17 protein-coding genes are annotated in these 17,920 nt (G+C 34.9%); 14 read left to right on the forward strand and 3 right to left on the reverse strand.

Going from position 1 to position 17,920, the window contains the following annotated elements; genetic code table 11:
* The first annotated feature begins 321 nt into the window (after window positions 1–321).
* The 13 genes from J3L18_RS22420 to J3L18_RS22480 all read left to right on the forward strand — a co-directional run bounded on the left by J3L18_RS22420 (window position 322) and on the right by J3L18_RS22480 (window position 13,697).
* Window positions 322–1,011, forward strand: coding sequence for a hypothetical protein (locus tag J3L18_RS22420; RefSeq protein WP_129567838.1), 690 nt, complete (start codon window positions 322–324; stop codon window positions 1,009–1,011).
* The gene (locus J3L18_RS22425; protein ID WP_129567839.1) at window positions 998–1,990 is read left to right on the forward strand and encodes a beta-ribofuranosylaminobenzene 5'-phosphate synthase family protein; all 993 of its coding nucleotides are present in this window, start codon (window positions 998–1,000) and stop codon (window positions 1,988–1,990) included. The genes J3L18_RS22420 and J3L18_RS22425 overlap by 14 nt, the downstream gene beginning before the upstream one ends.
* A complete protein-coding gene (locus tag J3L18_RS22430) occupies window positions 1,983–3,542 on the forward strand; it encodes a non-canonical purine NTP pyrophosphatase (RefSeq protein WP_129567840.1) in 1,560 nt (519 codons plus the stop codon). Before J3L18_RS22425 ends, J3L18_RS22430 begins: the two co-directional genes overlap by 8 nt.
* A 726-nt stretch (window positions 3,543–4,268) precedes the next feature.
* Window positions 4,269–5,375 (forward strand): DNA adenine methylase, encoded by a 1,107-nt coding sequence (locus J3L18_RS22435; RefSeq protein WP_129567841.1) that lies wholly within the window; start codon window positions 4,269–4,271, stop codon window positions 5,373–5,375.
* On the forward strand, window positions 5,375–6,940 hold the full coding sequence (locus J3L18_RS22440; RefSeq protein WP_129567842.1) for an ATP-binding protein: 1,566 nt from the start codon (window positions 5,375–5,377) through the stop codon (window positions 6,938–6,940). The genes J3L18_RS22435 and J3L18_RS22440 overlap by 1 nt, the downstream gene beginning before the upstream one ends.
* Complete coding sequence (locus J3L18_RS22445; RefSeq protein ID WP_129567843.1) at window positions 6,937–8,130, forward strand: AAA family ATPase; 1,194 nt, start codon at window positions 6,937–6,939, stop codon at window positions 8,128–8,130. The genes J3L18_RS22440 and J3L18_RS22445 overlap by 4 nt, the downstream gene beginning before the upstream one ends.
* A gap of 689 nt (window positions 8,131–8,819) precedes the next feature.
* Entirely contained in the window at window positions 8,820–9,203 is a 384-nt protein-coding gene (locus J3L18_RS22450; protein WP_129567844.1) for a helix-turn-helix domain-containing protein, read from the forward strand.
* Between the two features lie 80 nt (window positions 9,204–9,283).
* Complete coding sequence (locus tag J3L18_RS22455) at window positions 9,284–10,006, forward strand: hypothetical protein (RefSeq protein WP_129567845.1); 723 nt, start codon at window positions 9,284–9,286, stop codon at window positions 10,004–10,006.
* 100 nt (window positions 10,007–10,106) lie between these two features.
* On the forward strand, window positions 10,107–10,745 hold the full coding sequence (locus J3L18_RS22460; protein WP_129567846.1) for a ParB N-terminal domain-containing protein: 639 nt from the start codon (window positions 10,107–10,109) through the stop codon (window positions 10,743–10,745).
* Window positions 10,732–11,577, forward strand: coding sequence for a hypothetical protein (locus J3L18_RS22465; RefSeq protein ID WP_129567847.1), 846 nt, complete (start codon window positions 10,732–10,734; stop codon window positions 11,575–11,577). The genes J3L18_RS22460 and J3L18_RS22465 overlap by 14 nt, the downstream gene beginning before the upstream one ends.
* Entirely contained in the window at window positions 11,567–11,884 is a 318-nt protein-coding gene (locus J3L18_RS22470; protein ID WP_129567848.1) for a hypothetical protein, read from the forward strand. Before J3L18_RS22465 ends, J3L18_RS22470 begins: the two co-directional genes overlap by 11 nt.
* A 95-nt stretch (window positions 11,885–11,979) precedes the next feature.
* The gene (locus tag J3L18_RS22475; protein ID WP_129567849.1) at window positions 11,980–13,170 is read left to right on the forward strand and encodes a site-specific integrase; all 1,191 of its coding nucleotides are present in this window, start codon (window positions 11,980–11,982) and stop codon (window positions 13,168–13,170) included.
* On the forward strand, window positions 13,167–13,697 hold the full coding sequence (locus tag J3L18_RS22480) for a helix-turn-helix transcriptional regulator (protein ID WP_129567850.1): 531 nt from the start codon (window positions 13,167–13,169) through the stop codon (window positions 13,695–13,697). Before J3L18_RS22475 ends, J3L18_RS22480 begins: the two co-directional genes overlap by 4 nt.
* Window positions 13,698–14,392: 695 nt before the next feature.
* On the opposite strand, the gene J3L18_RS22485 is transcribed toward J3L18_RS22480, so the two are convergent.
* Window positions 14,393–14,920 carry a hypothetical protein gene (locus J3L18_RS22485; RefSeq protein WP_129567851.1) on the reverse strand — a complete coding sequence of 176 codons (528 nt, stop codon included), beginning with the start codon at window positions 14,918–14,920 and terminating at the stop codon, window positions 14,393–14,395.
* Window positions 14,921–15,231: 311 nt separating this feature from the next.
* Between J3L18_RS22485 and J3L18_RS22490 the strand changes: the two genes are divergently transcribed.
* Window positions 15,232–15,543, forward strand: a complete 312-nt coding sequence (locus J3L18_RS22490) for a hypothetical protein (protein ID WP_129567852.1) — start codon at window positions 15,232–15,234, stop codon at window positions 15,541–15,543.
* A gap of 532 nt (window positions 15,544–16,075) precedes the next feature.
* Here the strand turns inward: J3L18_RS22490 and J3L18_RS22495 are convergent.
* Both J3L18_RS22495 and J3L18_RS22500 read right to left on the reverse strand, forming a co-directional pair.
* Window positions 16,076–16,927, reverse strand: a complete 852-nt coding sequence (locus J3L18_RS22495) for a DUF3037 domain-containing protein (protein WP_129567853.1) — start codon at window positions 16,925–16,927, stop codon at window positions 16,076–16,078.
* The gene (locus J3L18_RS22500) at window positions 16,924–17,742 is read right to left on the reverse strand and encodes a HipA family kinase (protein ID WP_129567854.1); all 819 of its coding nucleotides are present in this window, start codon (window positions 17,740–17,742) and stop codon (window positions 16,924–16,926) included. Before J3L18_RS22500 ends, J3L18_RS22495 begins: the two co-directional genes overlap by 4 nt.
* Window positions 17,743–17,920 lie beyond the last annotated feature (178 nt).

Genomic DNA, 17,920 nt, shown 5'->3' on the forward strand with positions numbered 1-17,920 from the left:
GAGATAACTGAGCGTCTTAGTTATTCTCAATAAATTTCATACGTTTTGATGAAAATTTCCCCTACTGTTTCCCCCATCAAATCTATAAGCACTAAAATCTTGTCCTATTTTTAAATTTACAACCTTCTCTATAGTCCTAATAGGAATCGAAAATTAAGCGTTGTCTATGAAGTCAATGAAAGGCCTTAATATATAAAATAGAACATATTCACTTAAAGCCCAATAATAAAAGTAGTATTATGGGATTTCTTCAATAATATGCTTTGAAAATAGAAAATTGATGTTTAGGTTTAATGAAAAGTTTTATGTAAACCTTTCACAATGAGCATTCATAATAATTATTTTAAGCTAAATCTGTCAAAGTTTATTGGCATTATCTTAATAGCGATCACGCTGTGTTTATTTGGTATTTTTTTTAAGATTACAAATCCACAAATCAGCAGCTTGATTTCTGGACTTGCGACCGGATTTGCGTTAGCAACCGTTCAATTTTTTTTCAGTTGGTATGAGTACGCCAAAATTGATAAGTATGAAAGGTTGAAGATTAGAGATATTAGGCCAGACCGTGACAATAGAGAGTTATATGAGTCTTTAATCATCAATTCCAAAAAGGAAATAATTGTTTTAGGCTCTACAGCAACACGTTTGATAAATGATTTTGCTGATTCGAACAGTAGTCAACCGCGGAACAAAGTGCTTCTCAGCGCTTTAAGTAAAGGAGTTGTTGTTAAGATTCTTTTACCGGATCAAATTTTTTTACATACCAATCAACAAGCCCAGTTTTCCATAATCAAAACAAAATTTGAAGCGATTGCTGGACAGTATCCTAATTTTCAGTTCAAATATTTCCAACACGAGCCCTATCATAGTATTTTTTTAGCTGATGACGACTGCATCTTAGGGCCAATTTTTCCAGGGGTATCGAGTAAAAACACTCCGTCAATACACGTAGATTCATCAAGTCCTTTTGCAAAAACATACTTAGATTATTTTAACAATGAGTGGCAGTAAAGTAATAACGATCAAGGCATATCCTCGCATTCACGTCACTTTGATAGGAATGAATGATGTAGGGCTGAGGATTAATGGCGGTATAGGCTTTTCAATTAATGAACCATTTATTGAGATAAAAATTTTGGAGTCAAAGACCTTTGACATAACTGATAATAGAAGTGTGCCTATGGATGATTTACAACGCTCTCGCCTAAAAATCAAGCTGGAGGCGATAAGGCAAAAGCTAAGTTTAAATTTAAATGTTAATGTTGTAATTACTGGTTCTCTTCCAACCCATTCAGGCTTTGGTTCTGGTACTATCATTAGATTAGCATGCATTGAAGGTCTGCTCATCATAAATGAATATGTTTTTAACAGAGACGAACTTGTTCAAATGTCTGGCCGCGGTGGAACATCTGGAATTGGCATTCGGACATATTTTAAAGGTGGCTACGTCTTCGATATTGGACATAAAAATTGGGGACAAAAGCTTCTACCATCATCTAACAAAGAAAGTAACCCAATACAAACATTATTAATTTCGGAAGGAAATATTCCCAAATGGAGTATTGGTATTTGTTATCCGATTCACCCTATTCCGATGACGGATACTGAAAACCAATTTTTCTCAAAGAATACCAAGTTAAAAGAAGTGACTGTTTATGAGACGTTGTATCACGTTGTATATGGAGTATTGGCGGGAATAAAAGAAAATGACATAAAACTTTTTGAAAAAGGAGTGAAGGCAATCCAACATTGCGAATGGAAAAAATCTGAGCGTGATTTATATTTCAACGAACTCCAAAATGCCGAAAAAGTATTGTATGAAAATGGCGCGTCAATGGTGGGGATGAGCAGTCTTGGTCCCGGGCTTTTCTTTTGGGGGAAAGATATTTCGTCTGTGATTGTTCAATCAAGCCAAAATCTGCGCAATTGGAATTTCTTAAATACATTTACGAATAATTTAGGAAGGCTTTTAACAATCGAAAATGCTTGAATTGATATTTCTTACATCCAGTAAAGAAAAAATTGCGCATGCAAAATATTTATCAAGAGATTATCCTGTCAAGATTTCGAAAAAGAGAAACTATGGTATAGCGTATATAGAACCGAGAATAAATGATCGGGAAGAGCTAATAAAGCGAAGTGTAGAAGATGCAAAGATTAGATTTAAAAAAAATACCGCTAACGCAGAGGAAAAGCTCTTTTTTATCGAGGATACATCTGTAATTATTCACGCATTAAGCGACAAAGCAGAGTATCCAGGTGTTGATATTAAGTATTGGATGAGGGAGAATGACTTTGATCAAGTAGACAAAATGCTTAAAAACGCGGGGAACAACCGCAATGTCACTGTGAGATCAGATGTCATGTTAGTGCTGGATAAGAACTTACAAGAAAAATTTGGGACCACATTCATTACATTCACGAGTTTCTCAGACGGAGAAATAATTGCAAAAGAAATTGAGCTTAAAACACAGCCCTTGTATCCTTGGCTTAACAATTTCACGTTCAATAAATGGTTCGTACCCGCAGGTGAAAACGTTCCTATGAGCAAATTGCCTATCGACAAGGCGGATAAATATGATTTTCGATCAAAGGCTTTCAGGGAGATGTATGTTTTTCTTAAAGCAAATGGTTATCTAAAAAGTGACTTACCTCATCAACAATTAGAATTATTTGAGCCGGTTGTATTTGTTATATGTGGACCTTCATGTGCGGGCAAAACTACATTATCTTCCTTCCTTCAAAGTAAGTATAATTATTACCACTTTGAAGCCAGCGATTTCATGTACCTAAGTTATTATGAAAGTCATGGTATAAACTCATCAGTCTCGATTGGTGATTTTGCGGCATCCGCACTAAAGAGCAATCCATCAATAGTGACGGATCAGATACTAAATCATATTCGAGGGTTTAAACACATTCCAATTGCAATAACTGGTTTTCGTTCGCCAATAGAAGTTGATGAATTCTTAGAGAGATACAGAGGTTCCTTGAATGTAAAAGTCGTTTACATAGAGTCTAATGAGCAAATTCGTTTTCAAAGAAATCTATTAAGGAATCGAAGTGATGTAGTTAATTCTTTTGATAAATTTCAAAAAAAAGACGAGCAACAATTCAAAATGGGGCTAAATATTATCAAAAATAAATATTCAAACGGAATATTAAAAAATGAATCGACCCTGAGAGAGTTCCTCGAAACCTTTGAACATATATATCGAAACGAATTACAGGGGGGGTTCGTTAATTATGCAAAGAAATTACCCAAGTTTATGCGAAGAAAAAGTTTGGAAAACATAATTATTCAAACTCTATATGACAATACCTTAAAATCTTACACAACAACTGAGATTTCTCATTTGATAAGAAAAAGCGAGTACAAATTGACTAAAAACAAAAACAACATTAGTAGATATTTCAATCAGACCTTTCATCCATTTTATGAAATATTAATAAATGAAGATGGAAAGGTTTCTTATCAGCTATCTCAAACAGGCAAATCTTACGGAAAGTTATTAAGACAAGATAAGGCCGATGACCTCTGATATTTATTCTATGAAAGAGTTGTCATAACCATCAGTATCAACTGTTGCAATAAAATATCCGGCGCCCTGCAGCACATTAGCCGAATGTATTGTCTCCTTGGGTATAAAAAGTAGTAGCTGGTGACTTTACTTCATACACCTCATCATCAAGTGTTATCTCAAATATTAAATTTTCCGAGCCTCCAATCATATTCCATTCATCACAAGAATAGCGATGCCTTTTTGAATATTTCCGACGCTCGAATGAGAGTTCACCTCGTATCTCATGTATAGCTATATGCATCCCCAAATTAGCCCCGCTCCTATTCCTGACATTAACAGTCTTTTAATAGGCGCTACGCCATAATACCTTATATTTTCAAGAGGAACCTCGATGCCATGCGAGATCGGTTTTTTATTTTTTTGCGTCATATATATATTCCTTAAAAAGAGTTTGCGTTCCCATTTATATATAGAAGATTATAGTACCTCGACAGCACAATCTCTATATTTTATATTGCCGATTGGTGATAGGCTAATTCAATTACAAGTATTTACCAACATCTCAATTAAAGATTTAAGTCATCATAAGAATTAATCATCATCTACGAAATTAAGGAAAACGTTCAAGCAATGAAGACCGTTTCTTTAAAATAACCCGGCAGATAATATTGTAACAAACTGGGGCAAGATGGGTAAGTCATATTTGTTTTAGTAAAAAACAAGTAAATTGTTACTTCAAGGAAAATGGATATCTTTGTTTCGATGACCGAAAATAGTACTATCAATTTTAAATCATTTCCAACAACAAGATATCAAGGAAGTAAAAGAAAAATTTTATATTGGATACATGAATGCATAAAGGAATTAAATTTCAAGCAAGTTCTTGATGCATTTGGTGGCTCGGCCAGTTTTAGCTATTTAGCAAAAAAAATGGGTAAAGAAGTCGTATATAACGACTTGATGAAATTCAATTACCTTATAGGAATCTCTTTAATTCAAAATCAAACTGTTACGGTTAGCCAAGATGACATTGACTATGTGCTACAAAACAATCCATTATCAGATGCTTCAAGATTTATACAGGATAATTTTCAGGATATATATTTTCTTGATCATGAAAATGAATGGCTTGACCGCATCATATCAAATATAAATACCTTAAAATCAAGCGAGGATGACTTGTTATATAAGCAAGCGATTCTTTTTAATGCTTTATTTCAATCAGCCCTGGCTAAACGCCCATTTAATCTTTTTCATCGAAAGAATCTTTATATCAGAACTGCCGATGTAAAACGTAACTTCGGAAACAAAACAACTTGGGAAAAATCTTTTGAAGCGCACCTTGTTACTTTCATAAATCAGATAAACAATGCAGTTTTCGACAATGGAAAATACTGTTTGGCGAAAAATGAATCAGCGTTTTTACTTGACCGTTCGGACGCAGATTGTGTATATTTAGACCCACCATATTATGGATTGACTGGAACTAATGAGACCTCAAATTATTTTCGATGCTACCACTTTTTGGAAGGCATCGCAAATTATGGAGACTGGGACAAACTGATAAATAATGAGGCTGTTAATAAGGGGTTCAAGGCTGAAGTTACCGCAGGTCACTTTAACAAGTTTGATATTAACATTTCCTTTGAAGAACTTTTCCATACCTTTATGCATAAAACCATTATATTATCATACAAATCGGGAGGGAACCCTTCTATTGAACACTTAGAAAGTATGCTGATGAAAATGGGAAAGAATGTCACGACTAAAACAATTGGATATTCATACGCATTAAATCGCGATGGCAAAAAAGGGACACCAACTGTAGAGGCACTAATTGTAGCGAAATAATGGCATCACGTATATGGCCTAAAAAGATTACTGTTGATAGGAAGATTGTACAAACTCTTAGCGGAGCTACTTATGACAGCTTTCCTAAGTCAATTAAAGAACTTATCATAAATAGCTTTGATGCCTTATCTTCAGAGGTAAATTTATCTATTGACCTAAATACCCAAACTCTCACTGTTGAAGATAATGGTGTAGGTATGACCGATGATGATTTTGATTTTTATATCAGGATTGCAGGCAGTACACGTAACAAAGAAAGCTCGGCCCACGGACACTATTCCCGCCCAAAAGTGGGTAAATTTGGCATTGGCTTTTTATCCACTTTCCCTTTCTTTCAGAACTTTTATATTGAAAGTAAGAAAAAGAACTCATCCGAGTATCTATACGCAAATATTCCTTGTGCTCGATATTTTGATTCAGAAAACAGAATGTCTGACGTTAGCGACATTCCTATTTCGGGCGGTATCAGAGCTAACAGTACAGAAAGGTCAAGGCAATACACTAAAATTGTGCTATCAGGATTTACCAAGTTGTCTTGGGCCTTCTTTAATGAGGAATATAATATCAAGGGGCGAAGGGATACAATATTAAAGTATTCCGCTTTGGACAGGCTTGAATGGGAATTATCAGAGGACTTACCAGTTCAGCATGAAGATCCTCGCTTTGATGAAATAATACAGTTTGATCCAGATCAATTGCCTTTTCATGTGTATTTAGATGGCAATGAGATAAAACGAAAGTCATACGGTTCGACTGTATTAGATAGTAGTAGCAAAATTGAAGAAATTGGCAATATAAAATTTAAATATTTTATTGCTACTAACTATAATCCTATAACCCCTGTCGAATCTCGGTATTTAAAAATTAGAAATTTAAACGTTGGTGTGGGAGGGCGAGAGACGTTTGGTATTGGGTTAGAAGGACGTTTATACGGAAAATTGGCTTGGATAACGGGCGAAATAAATGTATTAGAAGGATTAAATGATTTAATTGCAGCATCTCGTGATAAATTCAATTACAGCCCCGATTTCGAAGACTTCAAAGAGTTTTTTCGTGAAAAACTAAGAACATGGTCAACTAATATAGAAGCCGTAAATGATTTACAAAAGGACATCACTAATGTTCAGCAGAATACATCAGTCAAGACACTTAAGAGCATTACTGGCAACAGTATTGAAAAGCAAATTCAAAGCCTCGAAAAAAAGGGATTTACGGTAAAAACTGGTTCACAAGGTGTATCGTCATCGCCTATTAGCTTAAATAAGACTGCAAAAGAGATAACAATATACCAACCTGTTGTTGAAATTGAAAAGATGCTAAAGATTGGTGATGAGACATATGTGTTAAAGGACCAAAAATGGGATTATAGAAGTGATATTTTTCCCGCTTGTAAAATAGTTAGCAATACCCTTATCATAAACAGTGATTATCCTTTGTTTAATAGAAGTATATTCGACTCAATATTGAAAATACAGGTAATAATTTTAAATAATCATTTATCTGGATTGATTGATATTGCTACTTTTACCAAACTTCAATCAGACATACTTAAAACCTTTTTATGATTATTTCAAGCGTTAAAATTAACAATTTCAAAAGCCTGATAAACATTGAAATCAACACATTGAAAAGTGTTAATTTACTTTACGGCTATAATAATAGCGGTAAGTCGAACATTCTTAAATTTCTTGAAATAGTTTTTAAGAAAAAGTCATTTGAACAATTTGCTCAGTCGAACATAAGCGGTAGTAGTGACACAATTACAAGAAGATCTGTAATAGAAACAACTGACTTTCACAGAGGTGAGATTTATGACTACCCTTTCTATTTCTTTCAGAATGGTTGGAATAGTGGGGACACTATTGACTTTGAAATTGAGCTTGACGTAACGAAAGAAGAGGTTGCTACAGTTCCTTATCTACTTGAAAATTCACTTTATATCGTAAAAGACAAAATACCTGTAATTATTACAGGGCGATTTTTGCCTAAAACTTACGATACATTTGAGATGGGGCTAACCCGAGTAATACTTGACGGTAATACCATTCAAACTTTCAACGGACAATCCACAATTTTATTCCCTACAGTAAAAGGGGCAAGAAGTGAAGCAGAACTCGACAATTTCTTGCGATTGTTTAATGATATGGTTTTGCTAATAGATAGTGACCGCTATTTTCAGGACGAAAAGTTTGGCTTTGAAAGTGGCATTGAATTGAACTCAAAAACATTAAAACGCTGGTATTATGAACTATCTCTTGATTTTGAGCAAAATGATTATTTCAAAGATATTCAGGCATTCATAAATGGTTTTGATATTCAAGATGAAGCCAACGAAAATTTTAATAATTTACCATTCAAAGGTGATATTTCTGTAAAAAAATTAGCTGAAAATATTGAGGTCTTCCTAAAAACCGGCACAATGAATTTACCAGTCAAAAATTTTGGTACAGGCATTCAACAAATCTTCTACATCCTAACGAAAATCTTTTCATCAAGAGCAAAAATTATTTTAGTTGAAGAGTTCGAACTTAATCTTTCTAAAAGATATCAGATTGAATTTCTGTCGTATCTTAAAGATTATTTTCAAAAGTCAGGAAAGCAATTAATATTTACTTCTCATAGCCCTTACATAACAGAAAAAACCGGTATTATTGATTCTCATTACGAGGTCTCAATATCGAAAAAAGGAATTACATCAATAACATCGGAAGAAAGAGGAGAAAGTGGGCATAAGGACTGGATAATTAACCAATAGGGGTTGCTATATGCAACAGGCTTAGATAACGCAAGATATCTTCATTAATAATGGAGAGAAATGCTTCTAAAGAAATATCCTTTGCCGCTGAATTCTACAAAGTCTAAGGGTACCAAATGGGTAAAATTCCAACGACATGGAAACTTACCCGCCTGCATAAATTTGACAGCCAATAAAGATGAAATGTCAAAAAAACTCATACTCGATATTATTCTCGTCGGAAAACGAACTTGAGCAAATAATTTACAGTATGCCTTTATTGTTCGGTTGTTCGGTAAAGAAATGATAGCGCAAAATTTAGCAACAAAATATTTGCTCTATTTAAAAATATTATAAAGCTGACATAAGAGTCAGCTTTATAAGTTTCCTTGCCTCTCAAGTGAGATAAAATCAATAAAACGCAAAATTAAAAGTTAATAACTCATCTGAATCTTTTTTAAATCTTCGCGAGTTACTTTTTTTGATTTCTGAATACTTGATTTCTGCTTGCTTAATCCTAAACTCAACTTTTTCTCGCACATAAGGCGATTGCTCTTCTTTTCTTTGCTTCTTTCTTTTTGGAATCGAAAAAAAGAAAGAAGGTCTTTATCATCTTAATTACATTACCTAAAGACCGTAATCTCGACCTAAGTTATATCGCGTAAACGATTTACAGAACCAAATCAAGGTTTATTCGAGTAAAAATTAAGATGAAAAAATCAAACGCATTCAACGAAGCCGAAGGTCAAGAAAAATTCAAATCAGCCTATGAAATGTTTAAAAGAGATCACCGTACACTTGTCGCACCTACAGCTGTCTTCTACGATCAGAATTTAACAATACCGGCACGGATATTATTTACTGTGATAATCGGCCTTTCATTCAAGCAAGGGTACTGTTACGCTACTAATGACTACTTAGCTGCAAAGCTCAATGTTAAACGTACCACTATCATAAAATATGTTGCTGAATTAGAAAAGCAAGCATTAATTACACGAGAACCTTTTGTAAGGAAAATGATGAAACGAAGGAAAATCTATGTTCAATTCGCAGAGATGTGCAAAAGATACCCTGCCGAAATTGAAACAGCCTGATAAGATAAATTTTCACTTTAAAAACTTGATATTTTAACCATGCTTTTTAAATTCACGTCGAACAACTGAACAATTAAGAGATGAATTTGAGCGAGGCTGAAGACAAGGTATACAAATTAGTAAAAGAGATAAAAGATGCACTAAACAATAGTCATTACGAAATACGTGAAAGTCTTGAAATTGGTGAAACTGGTGCTCAGGTATCAATTTTAGATTTGTCAACACATGTTGGATACAGGGATCATTTTTTAGATCTTGGAGACGAATTGGTAGATACTTTGTCTTTCCTCAGTACCTCAACGAAATTCAATAACAATAAACTGATCATTTGGGTTATAAATGAACTCAATCCTTACACCTCTTTAATCTGGTCAGTTAAACATATCGACGGAAGCTTATCATCATATGAAGAATTAACAGATCCTAACATATTGAATGAAATAAACCTTTTTGAAGAAGAAAAGAAAAAGGCTCAGGCAGAACTTATTTCAGTCCTAAAATCCTTGCTCGATAAAAAGCTAATTCTGAATTTGCCCCAACTTACGTGGAATGGTTCACAAATACAACTAATCTCACTGTTCTATAAGTTGGTAGAAAGAGGTTGGCTTGAAGAACCCAAAAATAGTATTAACGTCGTTGATTACGCAGCTTTACTGGACGCTGTATTCAACTTTGAAGTCGGTGAGAAAAAAGGGAGCACTAATAAAAGCGAAAATCTCAGGCGTTATTTACAAGCTGATAAAAAATCAGATGTTATTAATTCAGGAAAATCTTTTGACAACATTAGGCACCGGAGCAAATAATTGTAAAACAGATAGTTAATTCAAAGATAAATCCACAAAATCATTGTGATTGCTTAGTGGCTGAAACAGGCTCATCTTTGTTTCAGCAAAAGCAAATCGCATGGAAAAAATAAAAAAATTACATTTAGAAAAACTAAACCGCGCACAGACCCGACTGTTAGATTTCGAAGAAATCTCCTATAACGGAGCGCTAATAGAGATCCCCATCAAAGAACTTGTACGCCCCAATTACAGTTCTCGCTTACTTGTAGACAATCAACAAAAAGCCATTGCAACATCCTTATCCAGATTTGGGTTTTTAGGAGGCATTTTTATTGAAGGCAGAAGCAATCATGTAATCGATGGTTGGCACAGAGCCGAACAATGGAGAAAGATGGGTCAGAAGCTCATCCCTTGTTACAAGGTTGTTTGCACGCCAGAGCAAGAGCGCTCATTACATCTGAGTTTAAACCAACAATCAGCTACTTGGAATCCAGAAACATTTGGTATTGAGTTTAAGGACTTCAATCTGGAAGATGACTTTGGTATAAGGCCAGACGACCTTCGCTTAGAAAGTAAACCCTTTACATCAAAGTTTAACGATCGCCCAAACGAAACTACGAGTGATTTTATCAAGTTTTCCACCACGATTCCCGCAGAGCTTTATGATCGCCTAAAGTTGATCAGAAAACAAATGCAAGCCCCGTCAATTGCAGCGGCAGTCACAAATCTGATCAAATTCTACGATGAAAGCTATTAGAGTTATTTCAAAGCACTTAAGCGTTCAAGAGCTTCGTTTGCTTAAAAAAATGCAACCTGCCGCCGAACATGTAACGGAAATAATTGATAACGACGCGATTGTTTTTTGCGGTGGAAAAATCGTTGCGGTTTACAAAAAAGTTGACTTTAATACTGATGAGGCTCGCCGAGCTTGCTTGCAAATGAAGTTCACAAGTCAAGTGAGATCAAGTGGAATAAGTTCATTAACAGTGAATATCAATGCATCACCCCGAAGACCAAACTTGGATAATAAATGTTGGATTTCGAGGCTTCGCAGATCAAGTGTGTTGACCCACCAAATATTTGAGCAAACGGCCAGGGAGTTATCAAAATATTATCGTAGTTACTTCAAAAAGAGATTTGTCAATCAAGTAAAAACTACTTTTTCGGGTGTAAAAAAAGTTGATAAGGCCTATAGGATCAGGGGGACTCCATTTACCGGGGGAGTTGTCAATAAAAATTCTGCTTTACCATATCATTTTGATTTAGCAAACACCGATGATGGTATATCATGTATGCTGATTCTTAAATGGGGTGTAGCAGGCGGTGAATTGATATTACCTCAACTTGATATAGGTTTTGCTTGTCAAGATAACTACGTGCTATTATTTGACGGTAAATCTTACTTGCACGGAGTAACTCCCATAATCAAATCAGCAATAGGCACAGGATACAGATACACAATCGTGAATTATAATAACAGCGGCATGGACTTGTGTTTACCACCTTTCGAAGAAGAAGTACATTATCAGCAACACTTGGAAAAACAGTCCGATATAAAACGCAAAAAAATTAAGAACAATGAAAAATGAATGGATAAAAGAATCAAATCAGAATAATAAAAACAACAAGTCGATAGCCCAAAAAAAGAAGGATGTACTTCTTCACTTGCAAGAATGCTATGGCATCATAACTATTGCCTGTAAGCGTGCAGGCATCGGACGCACGATGTTTTATGAGTATTTAAAAGATCCCTCATTTAAAAAAAAAGTTGATGAAATTAATGACAGCTACGTCAGCTATGCTGAAACTCGCCTTATGGACCTGATCAGAACAGGTGATAGATCGGCAATCATATTTTACCTAAAAGCCAAGGGCAAAGACAGAGGATATTGCTAAATATCAATAAGTTATTGATAATCAATAACTTAAATATAAATAAATTTTAAAATCTCAAATATCCGCTGGATATTAATCAAAAAAAATAATTCAATATGGAACACTCATATTCTGTTAAAACACACCTTCGTTTAGATAAAACGAGGGCGGACGGTACCTGCCCGATATACTTTTTTCTAAGATTTGGAGCAGTAGTTACCAAAATTCCATCTAAGAAATACATCGATCCTAAAGATTGGAACTTCAACGACAGTAAGCCTAAGTTATCGGCAAAAGATGGACGGTTGCTTGCAAAGTTTTTAAGTGATAAAGTTAATGGTTTTGATACGTTTATGCTTGGGGAGCAAGCATTAGGTAAACCTGTCACCCTGCTTGTAGCTAAATCCTATTTTAGCAATAAAACTAAACTTGATTTATTTGACTTTTGGGAGCAGCAAGTCAGCTTATGGGAACATAAACTATCTCCCAATACCATTAAATCATATAATTCCGTGTTGGGAATACTAAAAGGATTCAACAAGAAGCTTTCCTTCGGCGATCTAAGCCCATTACTCATAAACAAATTTGATGAATACCTTGCTAAGAAAAGGGCTAATTCTTTAAATGGTAGGTTCGTAAAGCACAAGTGCTTTAAGTCAATCATTAACCAAGCTATTAGTAATGGTTATATCAAAGAAAACCCGTATCGTTTCTTCAAGATCAAATCTACCCTTGGTATCCGGGAATATTTAACGATTGAGGAAGTTAAACTCCTGATAAACGCCGATATCCCAGCAAATATGTCAAATTTATATGTTGTAAGAGACCTGTTTCTCTTTAGTTGCTACACCGGACTAAGGTATTCGGACGTTATGAACCTTAGAGTTGAAAACGTTAAGATTGATAAAGACCAACCACGGCTAGAAATACAAGTCATTAAAACTGAAAGGAAATTGATTGTGCCACTATCCCAGGAGGCCTTAGATATAATTAAGTTATATACAAAAATCAATTCAAAAAATCTGCAAAGGCTCGCTTTGCCTACTATGGCAAACCCAACAATTAACAAGGCCTTAAAAGATTTGATGGAGATCGCGGGAATTGAGAAAAGCATATCTTTTCACTGCGCAAGGCATACTTTTGCAAGTAACCATGTTGAAATTGATACATCCATCGTACACTTAAAAAATTTATTAGGGCATAGGAATTTGGCCCAAACACAATTATATGCAAAATCGACTATGGACGACCTTTTCGGCTCTGTAGCGAAAATGAACGATGCTTATAAAACAATAAAACCAGCATGAAAACAAATAGGTTCAATTTACTTATAGAAGAGTTGTTAGATGTCAACATTCAGGGCAGCCTTCCGATTACGACTAATTACGTTTCACTACGTTATGTGAATACAGACTTGATCATGTTTATCAGCAGAATCATAAATAAACATCAAGAATTGGAGAAAAAAATATTGATATTGTTGAAGTTCAAAAAGATTATAGCTCAAACACCACGGGTTCCAGATGAAGAACAATATAGGACTGATAGGGCATTTTTTGACTCTATCGAACGAGAGCAATTGTTAAATGACCCGATCAAGTTCATAGACGCAGAATTGGGTTATTTACAGGAAAGGCAGGCAACCATCTTAGCATCAAATGATAGTCCGCAAAAAGATTGGTTGACTGCAAAAGAAGTTTGCTTAAAGTTCGTTTTCAGCAGATCTTCCTTGAACAGGCGTGTAGCAGAAGGGTTGCCTTATGTACAGCTGGGAGGTAAGAAGATGTTTAGTGTTAGTCAAATTTCTGATTGGCTTAAAAATCAAACAGACTAATAAACAGCATGAAGGGGGCACGTAAAATTGTCCCCTTAATTGTTATTTTTGAGCATGTTGTAATAGCTTAGGATCACCGTCAGCGCCTACAATCATCTGCGTTTGTTAAATAAAAGGTATAACCTCTCGATTGTTTGAGTTTAAAGCACTAAATAGCAGCGTTAAACACGCAAATTGACTTAGAGTGAGATAATGTCCAGTTAAGATAATTATTTGTCTTAGGGCATCTAAAATTACCGGATAACTTTACAATCAATAAAAATTAGTGTCATCATGACAATATATTGAGTTCTTGTTAACAATCAACGTATTGCTAAAAGCCTAATCACATTATCGATTTGCTTTTGCTAAAGCTTGCTAAGCACAATAACAATTATAGTAACAAATAAGATTATTCCGAATATAAACCAATCAACTCTTTTATTTCGGGGTATCTTTACAATTAATGGAGTTTCAGCTTTCTCATAGGTTATGGCTCCGTTATTATCAGTTATTTTGATGTCACCTCTTCCCGGATAAAATGCGTTGCCACACATGAGACAGGTTATTACTATTCTGTTTGCTTCGTTGGCGCTGGCAATATATCCGAACACTCGCAGATCGGTGGACGTATATCCCCTTTTATTTGATGATATTTGTTCCGATTGGCATTTAGGACATACAACTTCTCTTTTCATCGATAATTGAATTAATAATTAGTAGAGAGGAATAGCGTCAGAAGTTTGGATTCCATTAGCTTTTTGAAAATCAGACCATTTTGAAGTAACATCGACCTCATAGTTAAATTCCTTTTCATCATTAGTAGTGATGATTGTTAAAGTCGATTTTAAAGTAGCTGATTTTGGAGTTCTTTTAAAGTTATCTAAATCAATATAAGGGTGATTTTTAAAAGGGTCTATCGCAAACTTTATGCGGTTAACTTGATCTTTTAACCAAGTTGTTTTACCTAATACCATCATATCAAGTTCATCCTTACTACCATCTTTGTATTCTATTTTTAAAGTGGCTTCTTTGATTTTGATATCCACTATATCGTGACCTGTGCTATTTTCAAAAGCAACTGTTCCGCCAAATACAATCTGTTCATTATAGACAGAATGAATAAAAGATAAACTATCTTGATTAGAAATGCTTTTTAGAGGAGATTTACCACAAGAAAATAGAATTAAACTATAAATTATGCTTATCAAAGCAAAAACTGGGAAGATTGATTTTTTTATCATCGGTTAGGGTTTTAATAACAAAGCGTGGAACGTCACTAATGCTCTGCTACTGAGGGGGTCGAATCCCTATCTGACAAAGCATAGCAACGCCCACGCTTTACCGTGAGCGTTATCGCTAAACTTCCCCATCAGATTTGAATGTTTCGACCTTTCAGTAGTGGGATTGTTTGCTTAACGCAAAATCTTATATGTTTTTAGTTACATTTATTTCATGCTCTAAAGTAATAAACTGATTTGAGGGGCGAAAATTTATTTATATCGACTATTAATATTATTTACAATGTGCTATCTTCAAATATTAATTGGGGTAAATGAAATGCCATAGATTCATTGATTTTTTTGAGGAAGCCGTTGTACCTTATAAAGAACGGCACAAGGAACATATAAGATTAGATGGTAGAACTTCAGGAGGTAACAGGAAGGCCTTTGGCCACTTTTATTACCAAGATAAATATTGGAAAGTTGATAGCGACACTTGGATAGAGAAGTTAGACATTGCTTTTAATGAACTGCAAAAAGGAGTAGATCCATTTCGAATTATGAAAACAAGAAATAGCAAAAACGAATGCCTGATTATAACGGGTCAGAAAGGAGCCAAGCACTTCTATGTTTATGCTATTTAGAGCCTAAAAGCAATAATTTTCTATAAATATCGAGGGGAAATTATAGGGGAAATTTATTTGATTTAAAATGGTTTTTGATGATTTAATTTGGATCAAAATGCTTTGTTTTTACACATCATATGCTAAATAAGGTTGAGAAAAAGAGTTTCGTCGGGACCACTTAGAACGCTCTTTTCTTATGTGAAAAGAGCGTTTTTTCGTAAAAAGGTAAAGCTATAGGGCGAATTTGAGTAGTTGGGAATGACAATAAAACAGAGTGATTCGAAGCTCAAATTTGTTTGAATGGCTTAAACCTATAAATTTTTCCATTCTATCTTATATCGTGATTTGTATGCAATTTTGCTTCTTTCCTCAAATTTAAATCACAACAGTGCACGTCTGATCCAGCTTTATTGATGAAGTTAAATTGGGAAATATAGGTAATGATGTAAAAACAACGCGCTTTATGCAAACGTGTTGTTTTTACTTGGTACGTGATCGCCCTACAAATCTGGATGAGTGACTTCCTCGTTCGAAGTCGAGCTGCAGTCGATTAATTCACAGATTCGATTGCAGTTTTTACACGGCGTGCAAATTGTTCCGCTTCATTTTCTGTCACTATCGTAACCTTAACCACAGTATCACTTTGAGATAGGGTGTCTTTAATGAAGCTTGCTAAATGATCGCTGTCCCTTGGAGAGGTTGTCAGAAAGAACAAGTTCATTTTTTCGTTGGATGACCCGAGCTCCTTGATGATCCCCGACCATTTATAAACCTTCGTCTTTATAGCATCTTCCCTCTTTAAATCGAATGAAAGACTTTGATAGCAGTTCCAAACACCGTTCTTCCACGCCTTGTCAAATTTAATTTGATCATTGTGTGTTTTTACTGTATGATCCTTTAACCTAGCAGTGATTCCAAGCTTATCAAAATGTGTCTTATATATTTTATTCCATGCATAGGAATCAGTATGGGCTTCTTTCGATGCATCGGAATTATATTTTTCAATCAAACGAACAAATAGGTCTTGTAACGCCTTCTCCGGGCGGATATCCAAACAGCATTTAACTTCAGATAATTGTAATGAGTTGTTATCCCTCAGTAATATACTTTTCGTTATGTCCGATAGTTTTGGATCCTCCTTCAGTCTAATCGATTCACTTGAACTAAAAAAAAGTAGGTCGAGATTAACAGTCTTGATCTCTTTTTGAAAATGTTTGAGCGTGTTGATCAGGAAATGCCCATTAAACTCTTCAAAGAAATTGGAAATACGGCTAAATTTGTTTAAAACACGTGCTTCCAGGAAACGACTTTGAGGTTCAAAAACAACGATGCCGACGTTGACAAACTCGCCTGTCGTCCGATCGTGTACATATCTCAGGATTTGATACTCGATTTTTTTCATAACAGTATACGGTTTAACTCATTGGAAAATAGATCTGCATTCGCAATTAACGAATTTAAATAGGCTTTAATATCCGTTACCTGATTACTTAACCATTCAGCAGGGATAATAGTTTCTATTTTATTCCAAAATGTATTATCGATCAGACTTAACTTATTCTGAAATCTTGAAAAATCAAACTGCTTTCCCTTCAATCTATTGAAGCAAAAATTTTGGCTGACCCATTGCATATCGGATTCCCTGATCAGCCATGGTTCTTGGTTTCTCATAAAGGGTAGTTCCAGTGTATAGCTGAATGCCAATTCATGATCAAAAATCAAGATATCATCCCCATTCGTTAAAAAATTCGGCTTATCAACTCTGCGATCAACGTTGCTGATACATAGATCAAAAGCGTAAAGATCGACCAAGTTGGCTTCGAGCCGTTCTGTAATAACTTGGTCTTTCATAACCGGTAGATAACCTCTTTGATATTCACTGCCAAAATTAAAGCCTAAACTATTTTGTGCAACCCTAAAATTGTCATTACCATGCATTAATTTGACAAATTCATCCGAAATATGGATTATTACAGGTTCCGGTACATTGAAATCAAGCTCTCGCGCGATTAATGCAGCGATCAGTTCACGTGCACTAGCATTCGGTGACATGCGCTGCGATCGGATAAACTTTATTACGTAGTCACCTTTAATTTGGTTTTGTTCACAAATGCCTACAATGAGTTGGGGCAACGTGGTACCAGAGTCAAAAAGCTCACCTGGCTCGACCGCATGGACGAGTGGAAGAAAATAATCGGGATGTGATAGTTTAAGCACTGAAAATGATGATGGTTGTAAATGTAATAAATTTTGCCTTGAAAATGAAAAGCATCCATTTATAAATTAATGGTAATAAGTAATATTCCGACGATAGAGGATTGCTTATGTTTAAGCAACGACAATTACATTAAAATGAGATGCATCAAATAAGCGCAAGTCTTCCAAAAATGGGGGA

The sequence above is a fragment of the Mucilaginibacter gossypii genome, assembly GCF_017569325.2.
Lineage (GTDB): Bacteria > Bacteroidota > Bacteroidia > Sphingobacteriales > Sphingobacteriaceae > Mucilaginibacter > Mucilaginibacter gossypii.